Below are 17,270 nucleotides of genomic sequence, written 5' to 3'. Positions count from 1 at the left end.
ATGGACGCAGATAACGCAGAAAACGCACTCTCCGCCATCGCCCGCCTGGTCAAGCCGCGCAGCGTCGCCATCATCGGCGCTTCCGCCGATGCGGCCAAGACCGCCGGGCGCCCGGTCGCCTACCTGAAAAAACACGGCTTCGCCGGCGCCATCTACCCGGTCAACCCGAAGGTGGGCGAGATTGACGGCATCCGCTGCTATGCGGATATCGACACGTTGCCGGAAGTGCCGGATGTGGGCATCGTCCTGCTAGGCGCGCAGCGCGCCCACCTGGCCGTGCGCGAGCTGGCCGCGCTCGGCACCGGCGCCGCCATCGTGCTGGCCAGCGGCTACTCGGAGACGGGCGCCGAAGGCGCGCGCCGCCAGGCGGAGCTGATCGAGGCAGCCGGCGCCATGCGCCTGCTCGGCCCCAACACCATCGGCCTGGTCAACCTCACCGACAATATCCCGCTCTCCGCCAGCGGGGCGCTGGAGATGGATCATTTCCCCGTCGGCAACATCGGCGTGGTCTCGCAGAGCGGCGGCATTCTTGGCGCTTTGCTCTCGCGCGCCGCCGCGCGCGGCATCGGGCTTTCCAAGCTGGTTTCCACCAGCAATGAAGTGGACCTCGACCTGGCGGATTTCGTCGACTACCTGGCGGATGATGAGGCCACCCGCGTGATTGCGCTGTATGTGGAAAGCGTGCGCCATCCCGACCGATTCCGTGCCGCCGCGCTGAAAGCGGCCAGGGCAGGCAAGCCGGTGGTCGCGTTCAAGATCGGCCGCTCCGAGGCGGGGGCACGCGCCGCGGTGTCGCACACGGGCGCGCTGGCCGGCGCGGACCGGATGTACGACGCGCTGTTCCGGCAAGCCGGCGTGATCCGCGCGCAAACTTTCGCGGACCTGCTCGACATGCCCGCCGCGCTCGCCACCGGCAGGGCGCTGCGCGGCAACCGGGTTGCCATCCTGACCTCGACTGGCGGCGCCGGCACGCTGGTTTCGGACAGCCTCGGGTTGTCCGGCTTCGAGACGCCCGCGCCGGATGAAGCCACCGCGCAACGGCTGCGCTCGCTGCAGCAGGGCGATCACGCGGCACTGGATCGCAACCCCATCGATGTCACCCTGGCAGGCCTGCAGCCGGACCTGCTGCGCGGCGCAATCCGGGCGCTGCTGGATAGCCCGAGCTATGACGCCGTTGCCATCATCGTCGGGTCGTCCGGCCTGGCCATGCCAGACCTGATGGCAGGCGCGATCCAGGATTGCCTGCCCACCAGCGACAAGCCGGTGGTGGCCTTCGTCAGCCCGCATGCGCCGCAGGTGGCCAGCCTGCTGACCGCGCGCGGCGTGCCAGCATTCAGCGCGCCCGAGAGCTGTACGGCCGCGCTAAGCGCCATGCTGCGTGCAGGGCAATGGCGCGAGACGCCTGACGTCCCGGCCCCGGCGGCAGCCCGCGTCGCCGGGGAGCTGCCGCGCGGCGCGCTGGATGAGGCAGCGGCAAAGCAGCTCTTCGCGCGCTTTGGCATCCCGTCGGTGCGCGAGCGCATCGTACGCAATGGGCAAGAAGCCAGCGACGCCGCCAAGGCCCTCGGTGCCCGCGTGGTCCTTAAGATCCTCAGCGCCGAGATCACGCACAAGAGCGATGTGGGCGGCGTCGCCGTCAACCTGACGCCGCAAGACATAGCGGCGCGGTTGTCGGCGATGGCCGACGACGTGCGCACGCATACCGGCGTGGTGCCCCAGCGCTTCCTCGTCCAGGAGATGGTCACCGGCGGCGTGGAGATGATCCTTGGCATGCACCGCGACGCGCTCGGCACCGCGATCCTGCTTGGCATGGGCGGCGTGACCGCGGAGCTGTTCAAGGACACCACCATGCGCATGCTGCCGCCGGCCGGCGGGCTGTCGCACACCGAAGCACTTGGCATGATCCAGGAACTGAAAACCTGGCCGCTGCTGGACGGCTTCCGCGGGCGGCCCAAGGCCGACGTTGCGGCGCTGGCCGATGCCATTGTGGCGTTTTCCGGCATGGCGGCAGCGCTGGGCGAGCAGTTGGTGGAGGCAGAGATCAACCCGGTCTTCGTGCTGCCGGCATCGCAAGGCGTGCGGGCGGCAGATGGCGTGGTTGTGCTGGCGGGCTGATGGCAGGGAGCCGGGCAGGGGAGTCTGGCATAGTCATGCCAAATGATGCCAGACTCCTCTCCGATGCTTTAATTCCGGCTGCCGGAAATCAGTCCTCCCCAGGAGCATGACCTTGGATCCCGAACTAGCGTTATCGCGGGCGCGTGGCAGGGCGAGCAGCACGTCGGCCAATCGCTCGCTCGAGCGCGGCATGGAGATACTCCGGGCGTTTCGCGCGGGCTCGGAAGTGCTGGGCAACGGCGACCTGGCCGAACGCACCGGCCTGCCGCGCTCGACCGTCAGCCGGCTCACGCAAAGCCTGGTCGAGGCCGGCTTCCTCCTGTACGACGCCACGCTGCGCGCTTACCGGCTCGGCCCGCCGGTCCTGAGCCTGGCGCACGCCATGCGCACCGGCTCTGCCGTGCTGCAGGCAGCAGCCCCGTTGATGCGCGAGCTCGCGCAAAGCCAGCACATCAACGTTGGGCTGGCCATGGCCGACCGCGACGAGATGGTCTACCTGGAATCCGTCCGCTATAGCCGCAAGGTTTCGCTGCGCAGCGTGGTGACCGGGCAGCGTGTGCCCATGGAGCTGACCTCCCTGGGACGCGCCTACCTGGCCGCGGCCCCCGAGCAGGAAACCAAGGCCTTGCTGGAAGGCTTCGGCAGGCGCCTGCGCGCTAACTGGCCTGCACTTGCACAAGACATCGAGCAAGCCATCGGGCAGGTGCGCAAGCAAGGCTGGTGCATGGCGAGCTGGCAGCCGGAAGTGGTCGCGCTCTCCACGCCACTGGTGTTCAAGCGCTACGCCATCCACGTGCTGAACGTCAGCACCACCACGCAGGCAACGCCGGCCAGCGCCGCACGCATTCTCAAGCCACACCTGATGAAACTTGCCGCGCAGATCCGCAGCGCGATGGGCGACGAGGCCGTGTAACAGGCGGCTCACGCCTTCGGCTTGAGCAAGTGTTCGTCCAAGCTCAAGCGCAGGCGCCCGGCGTCGATGCGCAAGCGCAGGCGATGATATTTCGCGAAGTAACGCACGCCGACGATCGCAGCGGCAAAGCCCGCGCCGGCGCCGATGCCCGCGAACGGAAGGTGCCTCTCACCGGCTACCGCCCTTTTCGAGCAGATCGATGATCTCGCGGGTTGTGCCAGTCTCCCCCAGCCTAGGGAAAATCCGCGCAATGCTGTTCGCGTGCGCGTCCAGGCTCATGTCGGTCATGGCATCGACGGCCAGGGCAACGTTGAACCCAAGCTCATACGCCTGGCGCGCGGTCGACTCCACGCCGATGCTGGTCGCAACGCCGGCAAGCACCACCTGTGTCACACCCAGCTTTCTCAGTTGCGCCTCAAGATCGGTATTGGTGAAGGCTCCCCAGGTCCGCTTTGTCACCGTGTGGTCAGCCGGCTGCCGGTTCAACTCGGGCACCAGATCGTCCCATCCGGCAGGAAGATCGCCAAGCCTGCGTCCCTGTTCGGTACGGCCGGGGGCGCCGCCGGCAACATTGACCAGCACAACTGGCAGGCCGTGGCCACGGAACGCGGTGGCAAGGGCCGCAGACTGCTTCACGACCTCATCGACCGGGTGCACGACGGGAAGCGAGACGATTCCCTGCTGCAGATCGATGACAACGAGAGCGGCTTTCGGATCAAGAACGGTGACTGGCATGGTGTTTTCTCACGGTCGATAGGGACTAAGGTAGGGACTTCGGCGAGTCCGGAGCGGGGCGCTGGCCGGGGCTTTGAAAGGGCCCCGTCACGAGTCGGCCAGCCGTTTGAGCAGGGCGATGCCGGCCGCAAGCTCCTCTTGCTCCGTCGCCGCCAGCTGTGTCCGGATGGCACGGAGCAGCCAGTCTTCGCGCGCTGCCCGGGTCGCCAGGATCATCTCCCTGGCGTCAGCCGTGAGCGACAAGATGGTCCGCCGTCCGTCGACCGGATCCGGCGCACCGCTCACCAGCCGGGCTGATTCCAGGACGGCAACCGTGGCGCCCATGGACTGCGACCGCACACCCTCGGCCCGCGCCAGGGTTGTCACAGTGGCCGGACCGTCGCGCTCCAGGCGGCCAAGAACCGACATCTGCGACCAGGTGAGATCGCCCGGATGCACCTCTTCACGCAGGCGGCGCCTTAGCTGGCCGATCACGATACGTAGATCGGTTGCCAGCGCGGACGCGCCGGCAACCTGCGGATCATCTTGTTTGTGGTTGGAATGCATCCCCCCAATGTAGCCGATACGAAGGAAAACTACAAAGGTAACCTTCTTATTTTGCTCAGGCCCGTCATGATTGACGGCCGGGAGATCCAAACAGTGGCCCGGCGGCCAGCGCTAGGGCCCCGAGCCGGAAATGGCACGCACGTTGCCATCGGCACCGAAGGATGCGGCACCTGGGTGCCACTGTGAGACAGAAGGGCAGGCAACGGCGCGAACGGACGAGTGAGCCGGCAAGGTCATGGTCCACCAGCGTTTCAGTGCCTGCATGCGCGCGAACAGGCCTCAGTAGCTCAGCCGCAGGCCCAGGCGCACAGTACGGCCGGCGCCGGGCATGACCCACACGCTGCTATAAGAGCTGGCGTAGTAGGTCTTGTCGAATAGGTTGTCGACGTTGAGTGTCACGCGTGCCGTCTTGCTGTATTGCCAATAGCCCAGCACGTCGGCCAGCGTGTAGGCGGGCAGCGAGAAGCTGTTCTGCGAGTCGCCGGAGCGCTTGCCGACATAGCGGATGCCCCCGCCCACACCGTAGCGCTGGCCGATGGGGGCCGCATCCTCGTACACCGCCATCACGCTGCCGCTGGTGCGTGGGATGTTGGCCAGCGGCGTGCCGGCGGCGAGCGTGCTGTCCTGGGTGATTTCGGCGTCGGTATAGGCAAAGTTGCCGGTCACGCGCCAATGCGTGCCGAGCTGCCCGGACGCGTCGAGTTCCACGCCGCGGCTGCGCGCCTCGCCGGCGGCCACCGAGTAGGAGGGATCCAGCGAGTCGGTGGTCAGCACGTTGCGCTTGCGGATCTCGAAGACCGACAGTGTGGCGCCGAGACGGCGGTCGTCGCTGTCGAGCTTCACGCCGGCCTCGACGGCCCGCCCGTGTTCTGGAGAAAACGGGTTGCCTGCGGAATCGGTGCCGGTATTGGGGCGGAACGAGCGGCTGGCGTTGGCGAACAGCGAGACGTTGTTGCTGGCCAGATAGGTGAGGCCGATGCGCGGCGAGACCGCGCTCTGATGCTGGCTGGCACTGGTGCCGGCAAGGCGGTTGTCCAGCGACTGGTTGTAGGTATCGAAACGCACGCCGGCCAGCAGGCGCCAGCGTTCGCCCAGCCGCAGTTGGTCCTGGGCATAGAGGCCGAGATTGGTCTGGCGCTCGTAGGTGTCGGTGTTGGCTGCCAGTGTGGGTGGGGTCTGCCCATAGACCGGGTTGTCGATGTCGATGGCATAGGGCGCGCTGGCGCTGGGGTTCTTGCGCAGCTGCACCTGGGTGTTGCCGAAGCGGTAGGCGTCCACGCCGACGAGCAGCTCGTGGCCGATCGCGCCGGTGGTGAACTTGCCGGTCATGTCGGCCTGCAGCGAGACGTCGTCGGACTGGTAGTCGCGATAGCGACGCTGGCGTCTCAGGGTACGTTGGTCTGCGGACAGCGCACTGGCCTCGGTGGAGTAGCCCACCAGGCTGCCGCCGCGGTAGGCCGCGGCCAGACGGCCCTTCCAGTCAGGCGAGAACTGATGTTCAACACTCAACTGGTGCGACTGGCTGTCGAGGCGGATGTCGCTATCGATTGGCTCGCCGAGGAAGCGCGAGCGCGGTACGGCGCCCAACTGCCCGTTGATGGCCACCACGCCGCGGTCCAGCGGGGTGGTGTAGCGCTGGAACTCGGCTGCGTACTGCACGATGGTGTCAGCGCCCAGGGTCCAGGTGAACGACGGCGCCACCAGGTAGCGCTTGCTGTTGACGAAGTCGCGCGTGCTGCCTTCGTGGTCGCCCACGGCGATCAGCCGCCCTGCCACATTGTCGCTAATGGTGCCGGTGACGTCGGCCGACACGCGGTAGCCATCACGGCTGCTGACCTCCATGTCGTAGGTCTGGCTGGGCTTGAACTGTGGCTGCTTGGTGATGACGTTGATGCTGCCGCCGGGTTCGCTGTTCCCGTACAGCGAGGAGGTCGGGCCCTTGAGCACCTCCACGCGTTCGATGGTGGCTGCGTCGCGCGGCGCGGTGAAGCCGCGGTTGGCGGCAAAGCCGTTGACGAGGTAGCCAGCGCCGGTGTTCTCGTTGCCGGTGAAACCGCGTATCGCGTAGTTGTCCCACAGGCCGCCGAAGCTGTTCTGGCGCGACACGCCGCTGGCGTAGTCGAAGGTCTGATCCAGCCGCGTGGCGCCGATATCGTCGAGCAGCTCGCGCGGCAACACACGCACGGATTGCGGCACCTCGCGCAGCGGGGCCTCGGTGCGAGTCGCGCCGGTGGAGGAGGAAGGCGCGTAGGTCTTGTCGGCGGTGCTGACCACCGAGACTTCGGGGAGCGTCGTCGCGGGCGCCTCCTCGGCATCGGCGAGCGGCGCGGTGATCGCCGTGGCGGCGGCCAGTGCGGCGAGAGGACTACGCCGTCGTTGGCCGGCTGGAGTGACAGAAAGTATCGGCATGTTCGGATCAGAGGAAAGCGCTGGCGCTGGGTAGCGCGTTGGGGGCTCGGCGGTGACGCGGCGCGAGACGGCCAGTCCCAACGGGGGGGCCAACGTGATTGACCCCTTATTGCAACCAAGTTGCATTATAAGGGGCTTCTCCATCCGTTGTGTGGAATTTTCCGGCGCGCGGCGCCATGCCACAGGGTCGACATGCCGGCAAGCCAGCGTTCCTGTTCGTTCGCCACCGGCATGTCATAAGCCGGAGTTCCGCAGCACCCCAGCGGACTGCCTAAGCGGCGTACTACAGGAACAAGGGCTACGGTCCATTCCCCGTGCCTCTTCCAATGAATCCACCGATCAACACCACTAAGCGGTATCCCATGCCATTCAATGACGCTGACTAAGACGCCTTCCATTGCCTCACGTACACTGGTTCTGCTCCGATGCTGGTCGATGCAGCAATCGGCGTCTGTGGCAGCGTCACCATCGGCAGGACACCGGCCCAAATTGGCAAATCCAGGTCTGATTCGTCATCAATCGGCCCGCCAGTTCGAACTTTCGCGGCGGCTTCATCGAGCGCGATGCCTAGAATCGTCGTCGCAGCAAACTCCTTCGCGCTCCCCGGCCGGGCATCCCCCTCACGGCCTGGCGCAATCAGCCTCATGAAAACATCCATCAGTCGGCGCTTTTCCGCCTCGTCATTTACAGCATTAAATCGCCCATGAATAATCGCGGAGCGATAATTCATGGCGCGATTAAATGCAGACTTTGCCAACACGAGTCCGTCCAAGTGGGTAATGGCTACCGCTGCCTCTTTGGCACTGGTTAGTTGGCGAATAAGGCGCCCGCCATTGGAGCCATGGACGTATAGCCTATCGCCATCGCGCCAGCACGCAGTGGGAATGACATGACTGGATTCGCCATCGTAAAAAGAAATATGGCAGACATAAGCTGAATCGATTATCGAATAAAGCGCCGCCTTTTCATAGAGCGCAAGCTCCGGGAGCCGGCGTATGCGGGTGCGGGGAGCGCGGAGCGGGGGATGGCATTTTCAACAGTCATTCCTCGTGTATAAACGGTGCGGCAGTATAGGTTTGCATCATCCCGCTGCCTAGATTCAGCCGATCCCCATTATTTAGATTCAGGTCGAGTTCGAGGATACAGGCGAGCGCGCGGACACATACGGTGTCGAACCACTCGGCCATATTGTCATCGAACGCGATAGGATGATGTCGATACTCACATCCAGAGAGCGCCTGAATAGCGATCCGGCGGCCCTTTTCGAGACAATGATTGCTTATTCTGGTGTCGTGTCGAGGATGAGGATAAACTCATCATCAAGGTCGACACGGCGTGGCATCCAGCCTGGATTGGCACCGAGCAGGTTCGGTTCTTCAAAGTAGATCGCGGCGTCCTAGCGATAACAACTGCGTGGCAGATCCATCCATCGTTCCCGAGGCGAATGGCTCGCGGTGTGCTGATGGCACAGAGAAGCAATGTCTAGCGCAGGCTCGCGCTAAACCCAAACCATGGAGAGATTGATTGATGATCAATGCCCAAAAAGCTCATGCGATACCCATGCCATCCGACAGCATCCTGGCGCCGCTTTATAGGAGCGCGGACCTGCTGGATGCGTATGCGGTTCAGTTGCCGGCGGGGGCCAGCGACGATCTCGAAGTGTTAGCGCGCGCTGGATTCGAGCGGCAGGCGTGGTGGATTCGTGCGCTGACGCGGGTACGGGACACGATTATGGCGACAGTCGGCGTCAAATCGTCTCGTGCGGTCGGTATTGCTGCGGCGGCGCGAGGGCCGGTGATCGGTTTCTTTCCACTGCGGTCGAAGAGTGCGGGGGAACTGGTGATGGGCGAGGACGATCGGCATCTCGACTTCCGGCTCGCGATCCAGCTGCGCACGGGTGCGGCAAGCGGCAGGGAGCTCGTCCTGGTGACCGTAGTGCATTGCCATAACTTGCTGGGACGGACGTACCTCGCGGTAATCACACCGTTCCACCGTGTAATCGCGCGGGCTAGTCTGGAACAGGCGGCAAGCCGTGCTGTCTGAACTGGTCTGCGCTTGCCGACGATCCGGTACCAACAAGGTTAATGGACTACGCTGCATGTCAGTGGGAGAGACCCACCGTGCGGCGATGGGTTGAACTGAACCGTCCCCCTCTTTGAGTGTGCGAAGCCAAACAGGAATTGGCTTTGCGGCGCCGCCCCAATGTTGCCTGCGACTCGACTCTTGTTTCTGCCCGATGTCCGCTCTTCGGAAGGACGAACGTCGGTAGCCGCCCTTGGAGACTGTCCCGTCCCGCGTCCACTACCGGGCGGCAAGGAACCAAACTACGGCATGGGCGTGCCCTTGATCGCCCGCTCCAGGTCCAGCCGGTTGATCAGCCGCTGCCGCTTCACGTGCAGCGGCGGGTTGTGCGGCCGCGGCGGCTCGCCCAGCAACGTGCAAGGCGACGAGCGATCTTCGAACCAGGCGTGATCGCTGCCATCGATCTGGATCAATTCGCCCAAACAGGCGCGCCGATTCCTTGGCTGGTGAACCTTGGGCGGGCGCAGCCGGCGCGGCACCCAGAAACCCGCGTCGATCATGAGGCGGCGCACGGTCTCCTTGGCCAGCACGATGCCATGGCGTTCACGCAGCTTCTCGCAGGCCAGGGTCGGGCCGAAGTCGGCATAGCTGTCGCGAATAAGGCCGAGCGCCTGCGCCAGCAGGCCCTCGGCCGTTGCCTGAATGACCTTGAAGCGGTCAACTTCACGCAGACTCATGGTGATCAACCCTCGATCCTTCACGGCGCGCTCCAGTCCAACCCAGGCGCTACCAGTATAGGTCTATCCAGAGGACATTCTGATGTGGCTGGAAGCGGACATTCTGATTTGGCCTTTACATGCAAACTCACCGATAATCATTGTTATGTTAAATCATAAAAATTCTAAATCCACGCCTGAGACACTGACTGGCTGAGCATCCATCCCCCCCATCCTTGGCCCCAACAGCGCAGTGCATCGTCAGCCCGGAGTTGACCAAGAGGGATTGTGTTCAAGCTCCAACGCCAAGTTTTCCTTGTCCCTTGGACAATCGCGAATACTCGCTGCTATATTGCGTGAACCATTCCTGCCCCAGATCCCATGGCACGCTCGCTTGTGCTTGTCGCGTTGGCCGCTTCGCTCTATGGTTGCGCCGGCGCTCCGTCCTTCAGCCTGTTTGGCGCCTATTTTCCGCTTTGGCTCTTGAGCGCCCTGATCGGCATCGTGGGTGCTGTCATTTCCTGGCGGCTGTTTATCCTGGCCGGCTGGGCTGATATCGTCGGCTTCCCGCTGCTGGTGAACACGGCAATCGGCCTGATGGTCGCTGAAATCGTCTGGCTATCGGCTACGGGACACATCCTATGAAAATGGCCGGCGTCCGCAAACGCCCGCTGCGCGGGAAATTGATCGCCCTGGCGATCGTTGTTCTGGCCATCTTCCTCTCCATCTATGCCTGGCATCGCACCGTGCGGTTTCCGTCTTCCGACGATGCCGGGCTCGATGCTGACATGGTGCATGTGGCGTCGCCCGTGGGCGGCCGGATCTCTAGGATCCTCGTCAGCGAGAACCAGCACGTGGCCAAGGGCGACGTGCTGTTCGAGATCGATCCTGTGCCATACCGGCTAGCCGTGGCCCAGGCGACTGCCGATCTGGAACTGGCGCAGGCTGCGCTGGGCACGCGCAGACGCACGATTGCCACCGAACACGCCAACGCGGCGATTGCCTCGGAGCAGACCGCGCGTACCGAGCAGAACTACGCGCTGACCGCGCGCACCGTGGAGCGTCTGCGCCCGTTGGCCGCGGATGGCTACGTGCCGAAGCAGCAGCTCGACCAGGCCGAGGTGGCGCAGCGCGACGCGGCGGTATCGCTGAAACAGGCCAATGTGCAGCGTGCCGCGACGGCAAAGGCGGTGGGCACGGAAGACGACGCCACGGCGACCGTGCGAGCGCGCGAGGCGGCTCTGGCCATCGCCCAGCGGGCACTGGACGACACCGTGGTTCGCGCCCCGCATGACGGCCGCGTGAGTGGCCTGACCGTGTTGTCCGGCGAAGTGGTGATTCCCAATCAGTCCCTCTTCCTGCTAGTGCATACCGGCGAATGGTTCGCCGTCGCCAATTTCCGTGAAACCCAGCTGGCCGATATCCGGCTGGGCGATTGCGCCACGGTCTATTCGATGATCGACCGCAGCCATGCCATGCGCGGCAAGGTCGAGGGCATTGGCATTGGCATCGCCGATACCGAGCGCCTGAACCTGCCGCGTTCCCTGCCCTATGTCCAGCCGTCGGTGAACTGGGTGCATGTTGCCAAACGATTCCCGGTGCGGATCAAGCTCGAAGAACCGCCGGAAACGCTGGCCCGGGTGGGCGCGAGTGCAACCGTCGAGATCCGGCATGGCGCAGCCTGCCGCTGACAAGTTGCGTCTCGGGCTGGCCGATCTCGGCGCCCTGCTGGCACCGTTTCCTGGCCGCGCATCGGCCACCACGCGCATTGCCGTGGCTTGCACGTTGACGGTGCTCGTCACCAGCATCTATGGCACGCCGGAGGCGGCCATCTCCGCCTATATCGTCTTTTTCATCAACCGGGCGGATCGCACCACCAGCATCGTGATGAGCGTGGCGGCGCTGGTGCTGGTCAGCATCATCATCGGACTTGTGATGCTGCTGGCCGATTTCAGTGTCGATGACCCACTGCGCCGGGTGGCATGCATGGCCGTGCTGTCGGCCGCCCTGCTCTTCCTGACCTCGGCCAGCAAATTGCGCCCGGTGGGCGCCATCATCGCCATGATCATCGGGTTCGGGCTCGACGAGCTCGGCCTGGTGCCCGGCGGCGAGATCGCCACGCGCGCCCTGCTCTATGCCTGGCTGATGGTGGCGATTCCGATTGGCGTGAACGTGGCGGTCAACCTGGTGCTGGGGGCGGCGCCGCGCCGGCTGGCCTGCGACCGGCTGGCCCATTGCCTGCGCGTGGCTGCGGCCTGCCTGCGCGATTCACCACCGGACGGCGCCGCGCTGCAGGCAGCGTTGCGCGCCGGCGTTCAGCCGGTGGCGGGCTGGCTGAAGCTGGCAAGGATCGAAGGCTCGGCCAATGCCAGCGACGTAGCCGCGCTGCATCATGCCGCGGCGTCAACCATGGCGATCCTGCTGGCGGTCGATGTCGCCTGCCGGCAGCCGGGCGCACCCCTGCCCACCCCGGTTGCCGATCCGATCGCCGACACGCTTGACGCGATGGCGCGCATGCTCGATGCGGGCGGCTATCCCGTGGAGATCGGGCTGAGCCCACCGGACTCCAGCCAGCTTGCGCCGGCGCAGGCGGCGGTTGCCAGGGAACTGCACTCGGCCATCAACGGCTTTGCCGAGCCCCCTGAAGCGGACACGGCGACGGACACAGCGACAGCCCCGACGCCCGCAACCCGCCGTGGCGGCTTCCTCGACGCAGATGCCTTTAGCAATCGCGACCACATCCACTACGCGCTCAAGACCACCGGAGCGGCCATGTTCTGCTACCTGCTCTATCAGCAGCTCAACTGGCCAGGCATTCATACCTGCTTCATCACGTGTTATCTCGTGTCGCTCGGGACCGCCGCGGAGACCGTGGAGAAGCTCGCGCTGCGGCTGGCCGGCTGCCTGGCCGGCGCGGTCATCGGCACGGCCGCCCTCGTCTATGTCGTGCCTTCGCTGTCGTCGGTGGGCGCACTCATGTTGCTCGTCTTCGCGGGCTCGTGGATATCGGCCTGGGTTGCGCAAGGCTCTGCGCGCATCGCCTACGCTGGCTTCCAGATCGCGTTCGCGTTCTACCTGTGTGTCATTCAGGGCGCAGGCCCAGGCTTTGACCTGACCATCGCGCGTGACCGGGTCATCGGCATCATGCTTGGCAACCTGATGGTCTACCTGGTCTTCACGCGCATCTGGCCGGTCAGCATTGCCGCGCGCATCGAAGCGGCGCTGGGCCGGCTGGTCGAGCAATGGCAGCAACTGGCGCATGCCAGGCGGCCCGACGACCGGCGCGGGCATGCCACGGCCGCACTGGCCTTGCAGGGCGATATTGCGCAGGACCTGATCCTCGCGCACTACGAGCCTGCGCCCGTGGGCCCGGCACCCGAGTGGGTCGAAGACCGCCAGCGGCGCCTGCGCTCGCTCGACGCGATTGCCGGTCCGGCGTTCCTGTTCGCCGAGCGGCACCCGGGCGACCCTGACCTCGCGCGGCGGCTTCGCACGCTGCGGACCCACGATACGGCGCCGCAGCCAGTGCCGCCCGCTCACGCCACTGAGGCCACCGAGGCCACCACTGAGGCCATTGACGCCGCCGGTCACGACGGCCCAGCCCGCGACGCCTTGCTGGCTCTCATCGACAAACGCCTGACCGCCTCCGTTGCCGACGCCGCGCAGACGGCCCACCCTTCCCCAATCCATGCGCAAACGTGATTCGCTGGTGATTCCGCTATCGCTGATTGCCGCGACGCTGGCCGGTTGTGCCACGTCGTCGCTGAATCTCGCGCCTGTGCAAGCCGATCGGCCGTGGCAGCCCGCCACCACGGCATCCGGAGAAATCGTGCCCGGCGCCGCGGCCAGGGCCGCACCCGCGCCAGGGCCTTCCGACTACACGCTACCCGCCAATTCGGCGCTGGCGTCGATCGCACCGCCGCCCGCGCTCGATCCGGCGCACGCGTACTCGCTGCCGGAACTGATCGACATGGCCGAGTCCGCCAACCCGCTGACGCGCATCGCGTGGAACGACGCACGCAATGCGGCGCTGGCCGCAGGCATCGCCAAGGCCAGCTACCTGCCGCACATCTCGGCCGCGGCCATGGGCGGCTACCAGAACGGGCATCTTTCCGCCAGCACGCCCCTGGGATCGGCCGGCACCAACACATCCACCCACGGCGCGGTGTCGGTACTGTCGCTGCAATGGCTGCTGTTCGATTTCGGTGAACGTGCGGGGATTGTCGATGCCGCGGAGCAAACTTCGATCGCCGTCAATATTGCGTTCACGGCTGTTCACCAGCGCATCGTGCACGATGTCAGCGTGGCGTTCTACCGCTATCAGGCTGCCCGGTCGCGCGGCGGCACGGTGCAGCAGGCCATGACCAACGCCGATGCCGTGCTCGCGGCCGCCAAAGCCCGCTACCAGCGCGGCATCGGCACGGTCGTGGAGGTGGCGCAGGCCACCCAGAACCGTGCGCAGACCAACCTTGCGATGGTGCAAGCACAGGGCGCCGAGACCGACGCGTATCTGGCCCTGCTCACGGCCATCGGTATCTCGCCGTTGTCCAAACCACGCATCGCCGAAATGCCCGTGCGGCCCTTGTCGCCCGCCTTGCGCGGCTCCATCGAGCAGATCGTGGAAAGCGCGATCGCGCAGCGGCCCGACGTGCTGAGCGCCTACGCGGTCGAGCGTGCCAGCCAGGCCAAGGTCAAGGCGGCCGAGGCGGCGTTCCTGCCCAAGGTGTTCCTGTCCGCGTACACGTCATATGCGTCGGGTGGATCGTCCATCTCGGCGATTCCGCCAATCGGCCAGCAGCCGCCGACGCTGAACCTCAACGGCTATCGCTACGGCGCTAGCGTATTCCTTGGCGTTACCGTGCCCATTTACGACGGCGGGGTGCGCTCGGCGGTGGTCGCGCAGTCGCGCAATGACGTCGACAGCGCATCGGCCCGGCTGACGCGCGCCAAGGAAGAATCGGTACGGCAAGTGGTGGTCAGCCAGAGCGCGCTCGAATCGAGCCTGGCGGCGTACGACGCGGCCAAGGCGCTGGCCGACGCCGCCCAGGTCACCTACAACGCGGCCTTTGCTGCATATAGCAAGGGCGTGGGATCGGTAACCGAAGCCAACCTGGCGCAGACCCAGTTGCTGCTGGCATGGAACGCGTCGACCGACGCGTATAGCGGCGCGCTGGCCGCCGCCGCCACGCTGGCGCTTGCGACCGGGGCGATCGGCTCGATGCGTTGAGCCACCCGAATCCGACTCCCCCCCCCTCTGCTTCCAAAACCCATCAGGCGGATGCCGATGCGAGCGGTACTTCGGTGTAAGTCTGCAGGCGTATGTCGGCCCGATGCAGATCCGATTCATACTGGCGCGCCGCCAAAAGAAAACATGCGGCGGCGACCAAGCCGAATGCCGGCATCACCGCAAGGGCCGTCTGCAGGCCAAGGGCGTCCGAAATCGCCCCCCCGACGAAAGGCCCAACCGCAAGGCCAAACATATTCTGAAAGAGCGACAGTAGTGCCGCGCCGGTGGAACGCACACCCGGGTGAACGACGTCGAGCACAATACCCGCCGCCGGCCCTACCGTACACGTCATCAGGAAACCGCCCAACGCAATGAGCAGGAACTGCTGGCTGGCTGGCATCGCAACGGTAAAGGCCGCAACAAAAACCAGCAGGGTCGCCACGCACAGGAACGCCACGGCGAGAGGCTTGTTGCGCGGTCGGCGTGCAGCCGCCCTGTCCACCACGAGACCCCATACGAAGGCCCCCAGCGCGCCGCACAACACGATCAACGCCGCCTGCTTGGCGGCAACATCCGGGGCTGCGCCGTGGAACCGGTTGAAGTAGCTGGGGAGCCAGGCCCAGACGGTAGACACCACGATGAGCTGAAACGCTGCGCCGACGCAGGTCCACCAAACCGTACGCGAGTCAGACAACGCGCTTGCGACGTGCCTGATGAAGTTCCATGGTGATTCCTTCGCCTTGTGCAGCCGGGATGTCAGTTCCACGGTCTTGTAGTCAGGCACGAACAGGTACAGCAGCGCGATTGCCAGGCCCGGGAAGCCCACCACGCCGAACGCTGCCTGCCAGCCCCAGCGCTGGGCGATCACGCCGCCCAGCATGACGCCGAGGACAGCGCCAATGGAGCCGGCGGCAAAGAACGCTCCCAGCAACATGGAGCGCATGCGCTTAGGGAACAAGCTCGCAATCAGTGCCGCACCGACGGAACCATAGCCACTTTCGCCAACGCCGACCATGGCGCGCGCGGCAAATAGCTGACTGTAGTTGCGAGTAAACATGCATGAGATGGTCGCTACGCTCCATACCGTTGCCATCACGGCGACGCTCTTGACCCGGCTCATCCGATCGGCCAGAAGAGCGACGGGCAGGCCGCCCAGTGCGACAACGATCGAGATGATCGACACCAGTGCGCCAAGCTGCTTGTCCGACAAGCTCCACGCCTCCTTCAAGTGGGGAAACAACGAGACAATGACCTGCCGGTCGATGTAGTCGAACAGCATCAGCGCAAAGGTCATGGCAAAGGCAAACCAGGCTCGGGGCCGGCTGACCAGATAGTCGTCGCGATCATCGGGTCCGGAATGCGGGATGTGCGGGTTCATGCGTGTCTCCATAGTGGGTCGGCTCTTGCATTGAGAGCCACCTCTGATGCTTGCACAGTCTGCTACGTGCAACGGGCATTGCCGGCAACCTTCCGGCATGGTGCGTTCAAAGTCAGGCGGACACGCCAGCAATGCGCCCTTGATGCATGCCGCGTGTGCTTCTGCAACGTGACAGTGCCCTGTCAGGGCACCAGGACGGTGGAGCCTACTGTCTTGCGCGACTCGAGCGCCCGATGCGCGTCGGCGGCATCGGCCAGGGCAAAGGTCTGCTGGGGCTCGCTCGCGATGCGCCCGGCCAGCACGTGGTCGAACAGTTCCTTGGCCATGTCCAGCATGTGCGCGCGCGGCTGGATATAGTGCATCATGGCGGGCCGCGTGAACCAGATAGATCCCTTCACGGCCAGCATCTGGGAGTCGACGATCACCGCTCCCGACGAGGTGCCGTTGCTGATCAGCGAACCGCGCGGCTGCAGGCAGTCCAGCGAGGCTTCCAGCGTGTCCTTGCCCACCGAGTCATAGACCACCGGAACCCCCTTGCCGTCGGTGATCTCCTTGACGCGCTGCACGATGTTCTCGCGCGAGGTCACGATGGTGTGCGCACAGCCGTTGGCCTTGGCGATCGCGGCCTTCTCGTCGGTACTTACGGTTCCGATCATGGTGACGCCCATCGCCCGCGCCCACTGGCAGGCGATCAGCCCCACGCCACCCGCAGCCGCGTGGTAGAGGATGGTCTCGCCACCCTGGAGCGGGTAGACCTGACGGAACAGGTATTGCGCCGTCATGCCCTTCATCATCAGCGTGGCGGCGGTGCGCTCGGAAATGCCATCGGGCAGCGGGATCAGCACCGCGGCCGGCATCACGCGCACCTGGGAGTAAGCGCCCTGCGGCCCGATCAGGTAGCCGACGCGGTCACCCACACGGATGTCTGTCACCCCGGAACCCACGGCCTCGACCACACCGACCGCGTCGGAGCCCAGCCCGTTGGGCAGCGCCAGCGGGTAGCGGCCGGTGCGAAAATAGATATCGATGAAGTTCAGCGCGATGTAGCTGTGGCGCACGCGGGCCTCGCCGGGGCCGGGCTCGCCGACTTCGACGTCCTCGAACTTCAGCACTTGCGGGCCGCCGGTTTCGTACAAGCGAATGGCTTTTGACATGATTGTGTTCCTGTGTATGTTCTGTGGGGCTTCGCGCCGCCGGCCCAGTTGGTCA

General features: G+C 65.3%; 13 protein-coding genes and 2 pseudogenes. 8 read left to right on the top strand and 7 right to left on the bottom strand.

Annotated elements, in window-relative coordinates; genetic code table 11:
- Together AC1RQC_RS24855 and AC1RQC_RS24850 are read left to right on the top strand one after the other, a co-directional pair.
- Complete coding sequence (locus AC1RQC_RS24855) at positions 1–2,115, top strand: acetate--CoA ligase family protein (RefSeq protein WP_492826631.1); 2,115 nt, start codon at positions 1–3, stop codon at positions 2,113–2,115.
- A 112-nt stretch (positions 2,116–2,227) separates the two neighbouring features.
- Positions 2,228–3,028, top strand: coding sequence for an IclR family transcriptional regulator (locus tag AC1RQC_RS24850; protein ID WP_492375584.1), 801 nt, complete (start codon positions 2,228–2,230; stop codon positions 3,026–3,028).
- Positions 3,029–3,196: 168 nt separating this feature from the next.
- Here the strand turns inward: AC1RQC_RS24850 and AC1RQC_RS24845 are convergent, their stop codons facing one another.
- The 4 genes from AC1RQC_RS24845 to AC1RQC_RS24830 all read right to left on the bottom strand — a co-directional run bounded on the left by AC1RQC_RS24845 (position 3,197) and on the right by AC1RQC_RS24830 (position 7,715).
- Positions 3,197–3,763, bottom strand: a complete 567-nt coding sequence (locus tag AC1RQC_RS24845) for an isochorismatase family protein (protein WP_492375585.1) — start codon at positions 3,761–3,763, stop codon at positions 3,197–3,199.
- A gap of 87 nt (positions 3,764–3,850) precedes the next feature.
- Positions 3,851–4,309, bottom strand: coding sequence for a MarR family winged helix-turn-helix transcriptional regulator (locus AC1RQC_RS24840; RefSeq protein WP_492807461.1), 459 nt, complete (start codon positions 4,307–4,309; stop codon positions 3,851–3,853).
- Positions 4,310–4,588: 279 nt separating this feature from the next.
- Positions 4,589–6,718 (bottom strand): TonB-dependent siderophore receptor, encoded by a 2,130-nt coding sequence (locus AC1RQC_RS24835; protein WP_492884934.1) that lies wholly within the window; start codon positions 6,716–6,718, stop codon positions 4,589–4,591.
- 382 nt (positions 6,719–7,100) lie between these two features.
- The gene (locus AC1RQC_RS24830; RefSeq protein WP_492884968.1) at positions 7,101–7,715 is read right to left on the bottom strand and encodes a pyridoxamine 5'-phosphate oxidase family protein; all 615 of its coding nucleotides are present in this window, start codon (positions 7,713–7,715) and stop codon (positions 7,101–7,103) included.
- Between the two features lie 306 nt (positions 7,716–8,021).
- Between AC1RQC_RS24830 and AC1RQC_RS24825 the strand changes: the two are divergent.
- Together AC1RQC_RS24825 and AC1RQC_RS24820 are read left to right on the top strand one after the other, a co-directional pair.
- Positions 8,022–8,204 (top strand): annotated as a pseudogene (locus tag AC1RQC_RS24825) (lipocalin-like domain-containing protein); the annotation flags it as partial.
- Positions 8,205–8,245: 41 nt separating this feature from the next.
- Complete coding sequence (locus AC1RQC_RS24820; RefSeq protein ID WP_492884966.1) at positions 8,246–8,761, top strand: DUF2867 domain-containing protein; 516 nt, start codon at positions 8,246–8,248, stop codon at positions 8,759–8,761.
- Positions 8,762–9,147: 386 nt separating this feature from the next.
- On the opposite strand, the pseudogene AC1RQC_RS24815 reads toward AC1RQC_RS24820, so the two are convergent.
- A pseudogene (locus AC1RQC_RS24815) lies at positions 9,148–9,477 on the bottom strand (ISNCY family transposase); the annotation flags it as partial.
- A gap of 360 nt (positions 9,478–9,837) precedes the next feature.
- Between AC1RQC_RS24815 and AC1RQC_RS24810 the strand changes: the two are divergent.
- The 4 genes from AC1RQC_RS24810 to AC1RQC_RS24795 are packed head-to-tail and all read left to right on the top strand — an operon-like array spanning position 9,838 to position 14,683.
- Positions 9,838–10,101 (top strand): hypothetical protein, encoded by a 264-nt coding sequence (locus tag AC1RQC_RS24810; RefSeq protein ID WP_416052622.1) that lies wholly within the window; start codon positions 9,838–9,840, stop codon positions 10,099–10,101.
- Positions 10,098–11,147, top strand: a complete 1,050-nt coding sequence (mdtN, locus tag AC1RQC_RS24805) for a multidrug transporter subunit MdtN (protein WP_492884932.1) — start codon at positions 10,098–10,100, stop codon at positions 11,145–11,147. The genes AC1RQC_RS24810 and mdtN overlap by 4 nt, the downstream gene beginning before the upstream one ends.
- Positions 11,128–13,158 carry an FUSC family protein gene (locus tag AC1RQC_RS24800; protein ID WP_492884930.1) on the top strand — a complete coding sequence of 677 codons (2,031 nt, stop codon included), beginning with the start codon at positions 11,128–11,130 and terminating at the stop codon, positions 13,156–13,158. The genes mdtN and AC1RQC_RS24800 overlap by 20 nt, the downstream gene beginning before the upstream one ends.
- Entirely contained in the window at positions 13,145–14,683 is a 1,539-nt protein-coding gene (locus AC1RQC_RS24795) for a TolC family protein (RefSeq protein WP_492884928.1), read from the top strand. The genes AC1RQC_RS24800 and AC1RQC_RS24795 overlap by 14 nt, the downstream gene beginning before the upstream one ends.
- Before the next feature lie 43 nt (positions 14,684–14,726).
- On the opposite strand, the gene AC1RQC_RS24790 is transcribed toward AC1RQC_RS24795, so the two are convergent.
- Positions 14,727–16,061 carry a spinster family MFS transporter gene (locus tag AC1RQC_RS24790; protein ID WP_492371269.1) on the bottom strand — a complete coding sequence of 445 codons (1,335 nt, stop codon included), beginning with the start codon at positions 16,059–16,061 and terminating at the stop codon, positions 14,727–14,729.
- A gap of 182 nt (positions 16,062–16,243) precedes the next feature.
- A complete protein-coding gene (locus AC1RQC_RS24785) occupies positions 16,244–17,215 on the bottom strand; it encodes a quinone oxidoreductase family protein (RefSeq protein ID WP_492371268.1) in 972 nt (323 codons plus the stop codon).
- Positions 17,216–17,270 lie beyond the last annotated feature (55 nt).

Source organism: Cupriavidus sp. GW822-FHT03E04, from assembly GCF_058801495.1.
The sequence above is the reverse complement of the archived record's forward strand: the minus strand, read 5'-3'. Positions and strand labels throughout refer to the sequence as shown.

Bases quoted from the DNA above. Each gene is read 5' to 3' on its own strand.
- AC1RQC_RS24855 (WP_492826631.1), top strand. From the start codon at position 1: ATGGACGCAGATAACGCAGAAAACGCACTCTCCGCCATCGCCCGCCTG.
- AC1RQC_RS24845 (WP_492375585.1), bottom strand. From the start codon at position 3,763: ATGCCAGTCACCGTTCTTGATCCGAAAGCCGCTCTCGTTGTCATCGAT.
- AC1RQC_RS24840 (WP_492807461.1), bottom strand. From the start codon at position 4,309: ATGCATTCCAACCACAAACAAGATGATCCGCAGGTTGCCGGCGCGTCC.
- AC1RQC_RS24835 (WP_492884934.1), bottom strand. From the start codon at position 6,718: ATGCCGATACTTTCTGTCACTCCAGCCGGCCAACGACGGCGTAGTCCT.
- AC1RQC_RS24820 (WP_492884966.1), top strand. From the start codon at position 8,246: ATGATCAATGCCCAAAAAGCTCATGCGATACCCATGCCATCCGACAGC.
- AC1RQC_RS24810 (WP_416052622.1), top strand. From the start codon at position 9,838: ATGGCACGCTCGCTTGTGCTTGTCGCGTTGGCCGCTTCGCTCTATGGT.
- mdtN (WP_492884932.1), top strand. From the start codon at position 10,098: ATGAAAATGGCCGGCGTCCGCAAACGCCCGCTGCGCGGGAAATTGATC.
- AC1RQC_RS24800 (WP_492884930.1), top strand. From the start codon at position 11,128: ATGGCGCAGCCTGCCGCTGACAAGTTGCGTCTCGGGCTGGCCGATCTC.
- AC1RQC_RS24795 (WP_492884928.1), top strand. From the start codon at position 13,145: ATGCGCAAACGTGATTCGCTGGTGATTCCGCTATCGCTGATTGCCGCG.
- AC1RQC_RS24790 (WP_492371269.1), bottom strand. From the start codon at position 16,061: ATGAACCCGCACATCCCGCATTCCGGACCCGATGATCGCGACGACTAT.
- AC1RQC_RS24785 (WP_492371268.1), bottom strand. From the start codon at position 17,215: ATGTCAAAAGCCATTCGCTTGTACGAAACCGGCGGCCCGCAAGTGCTG.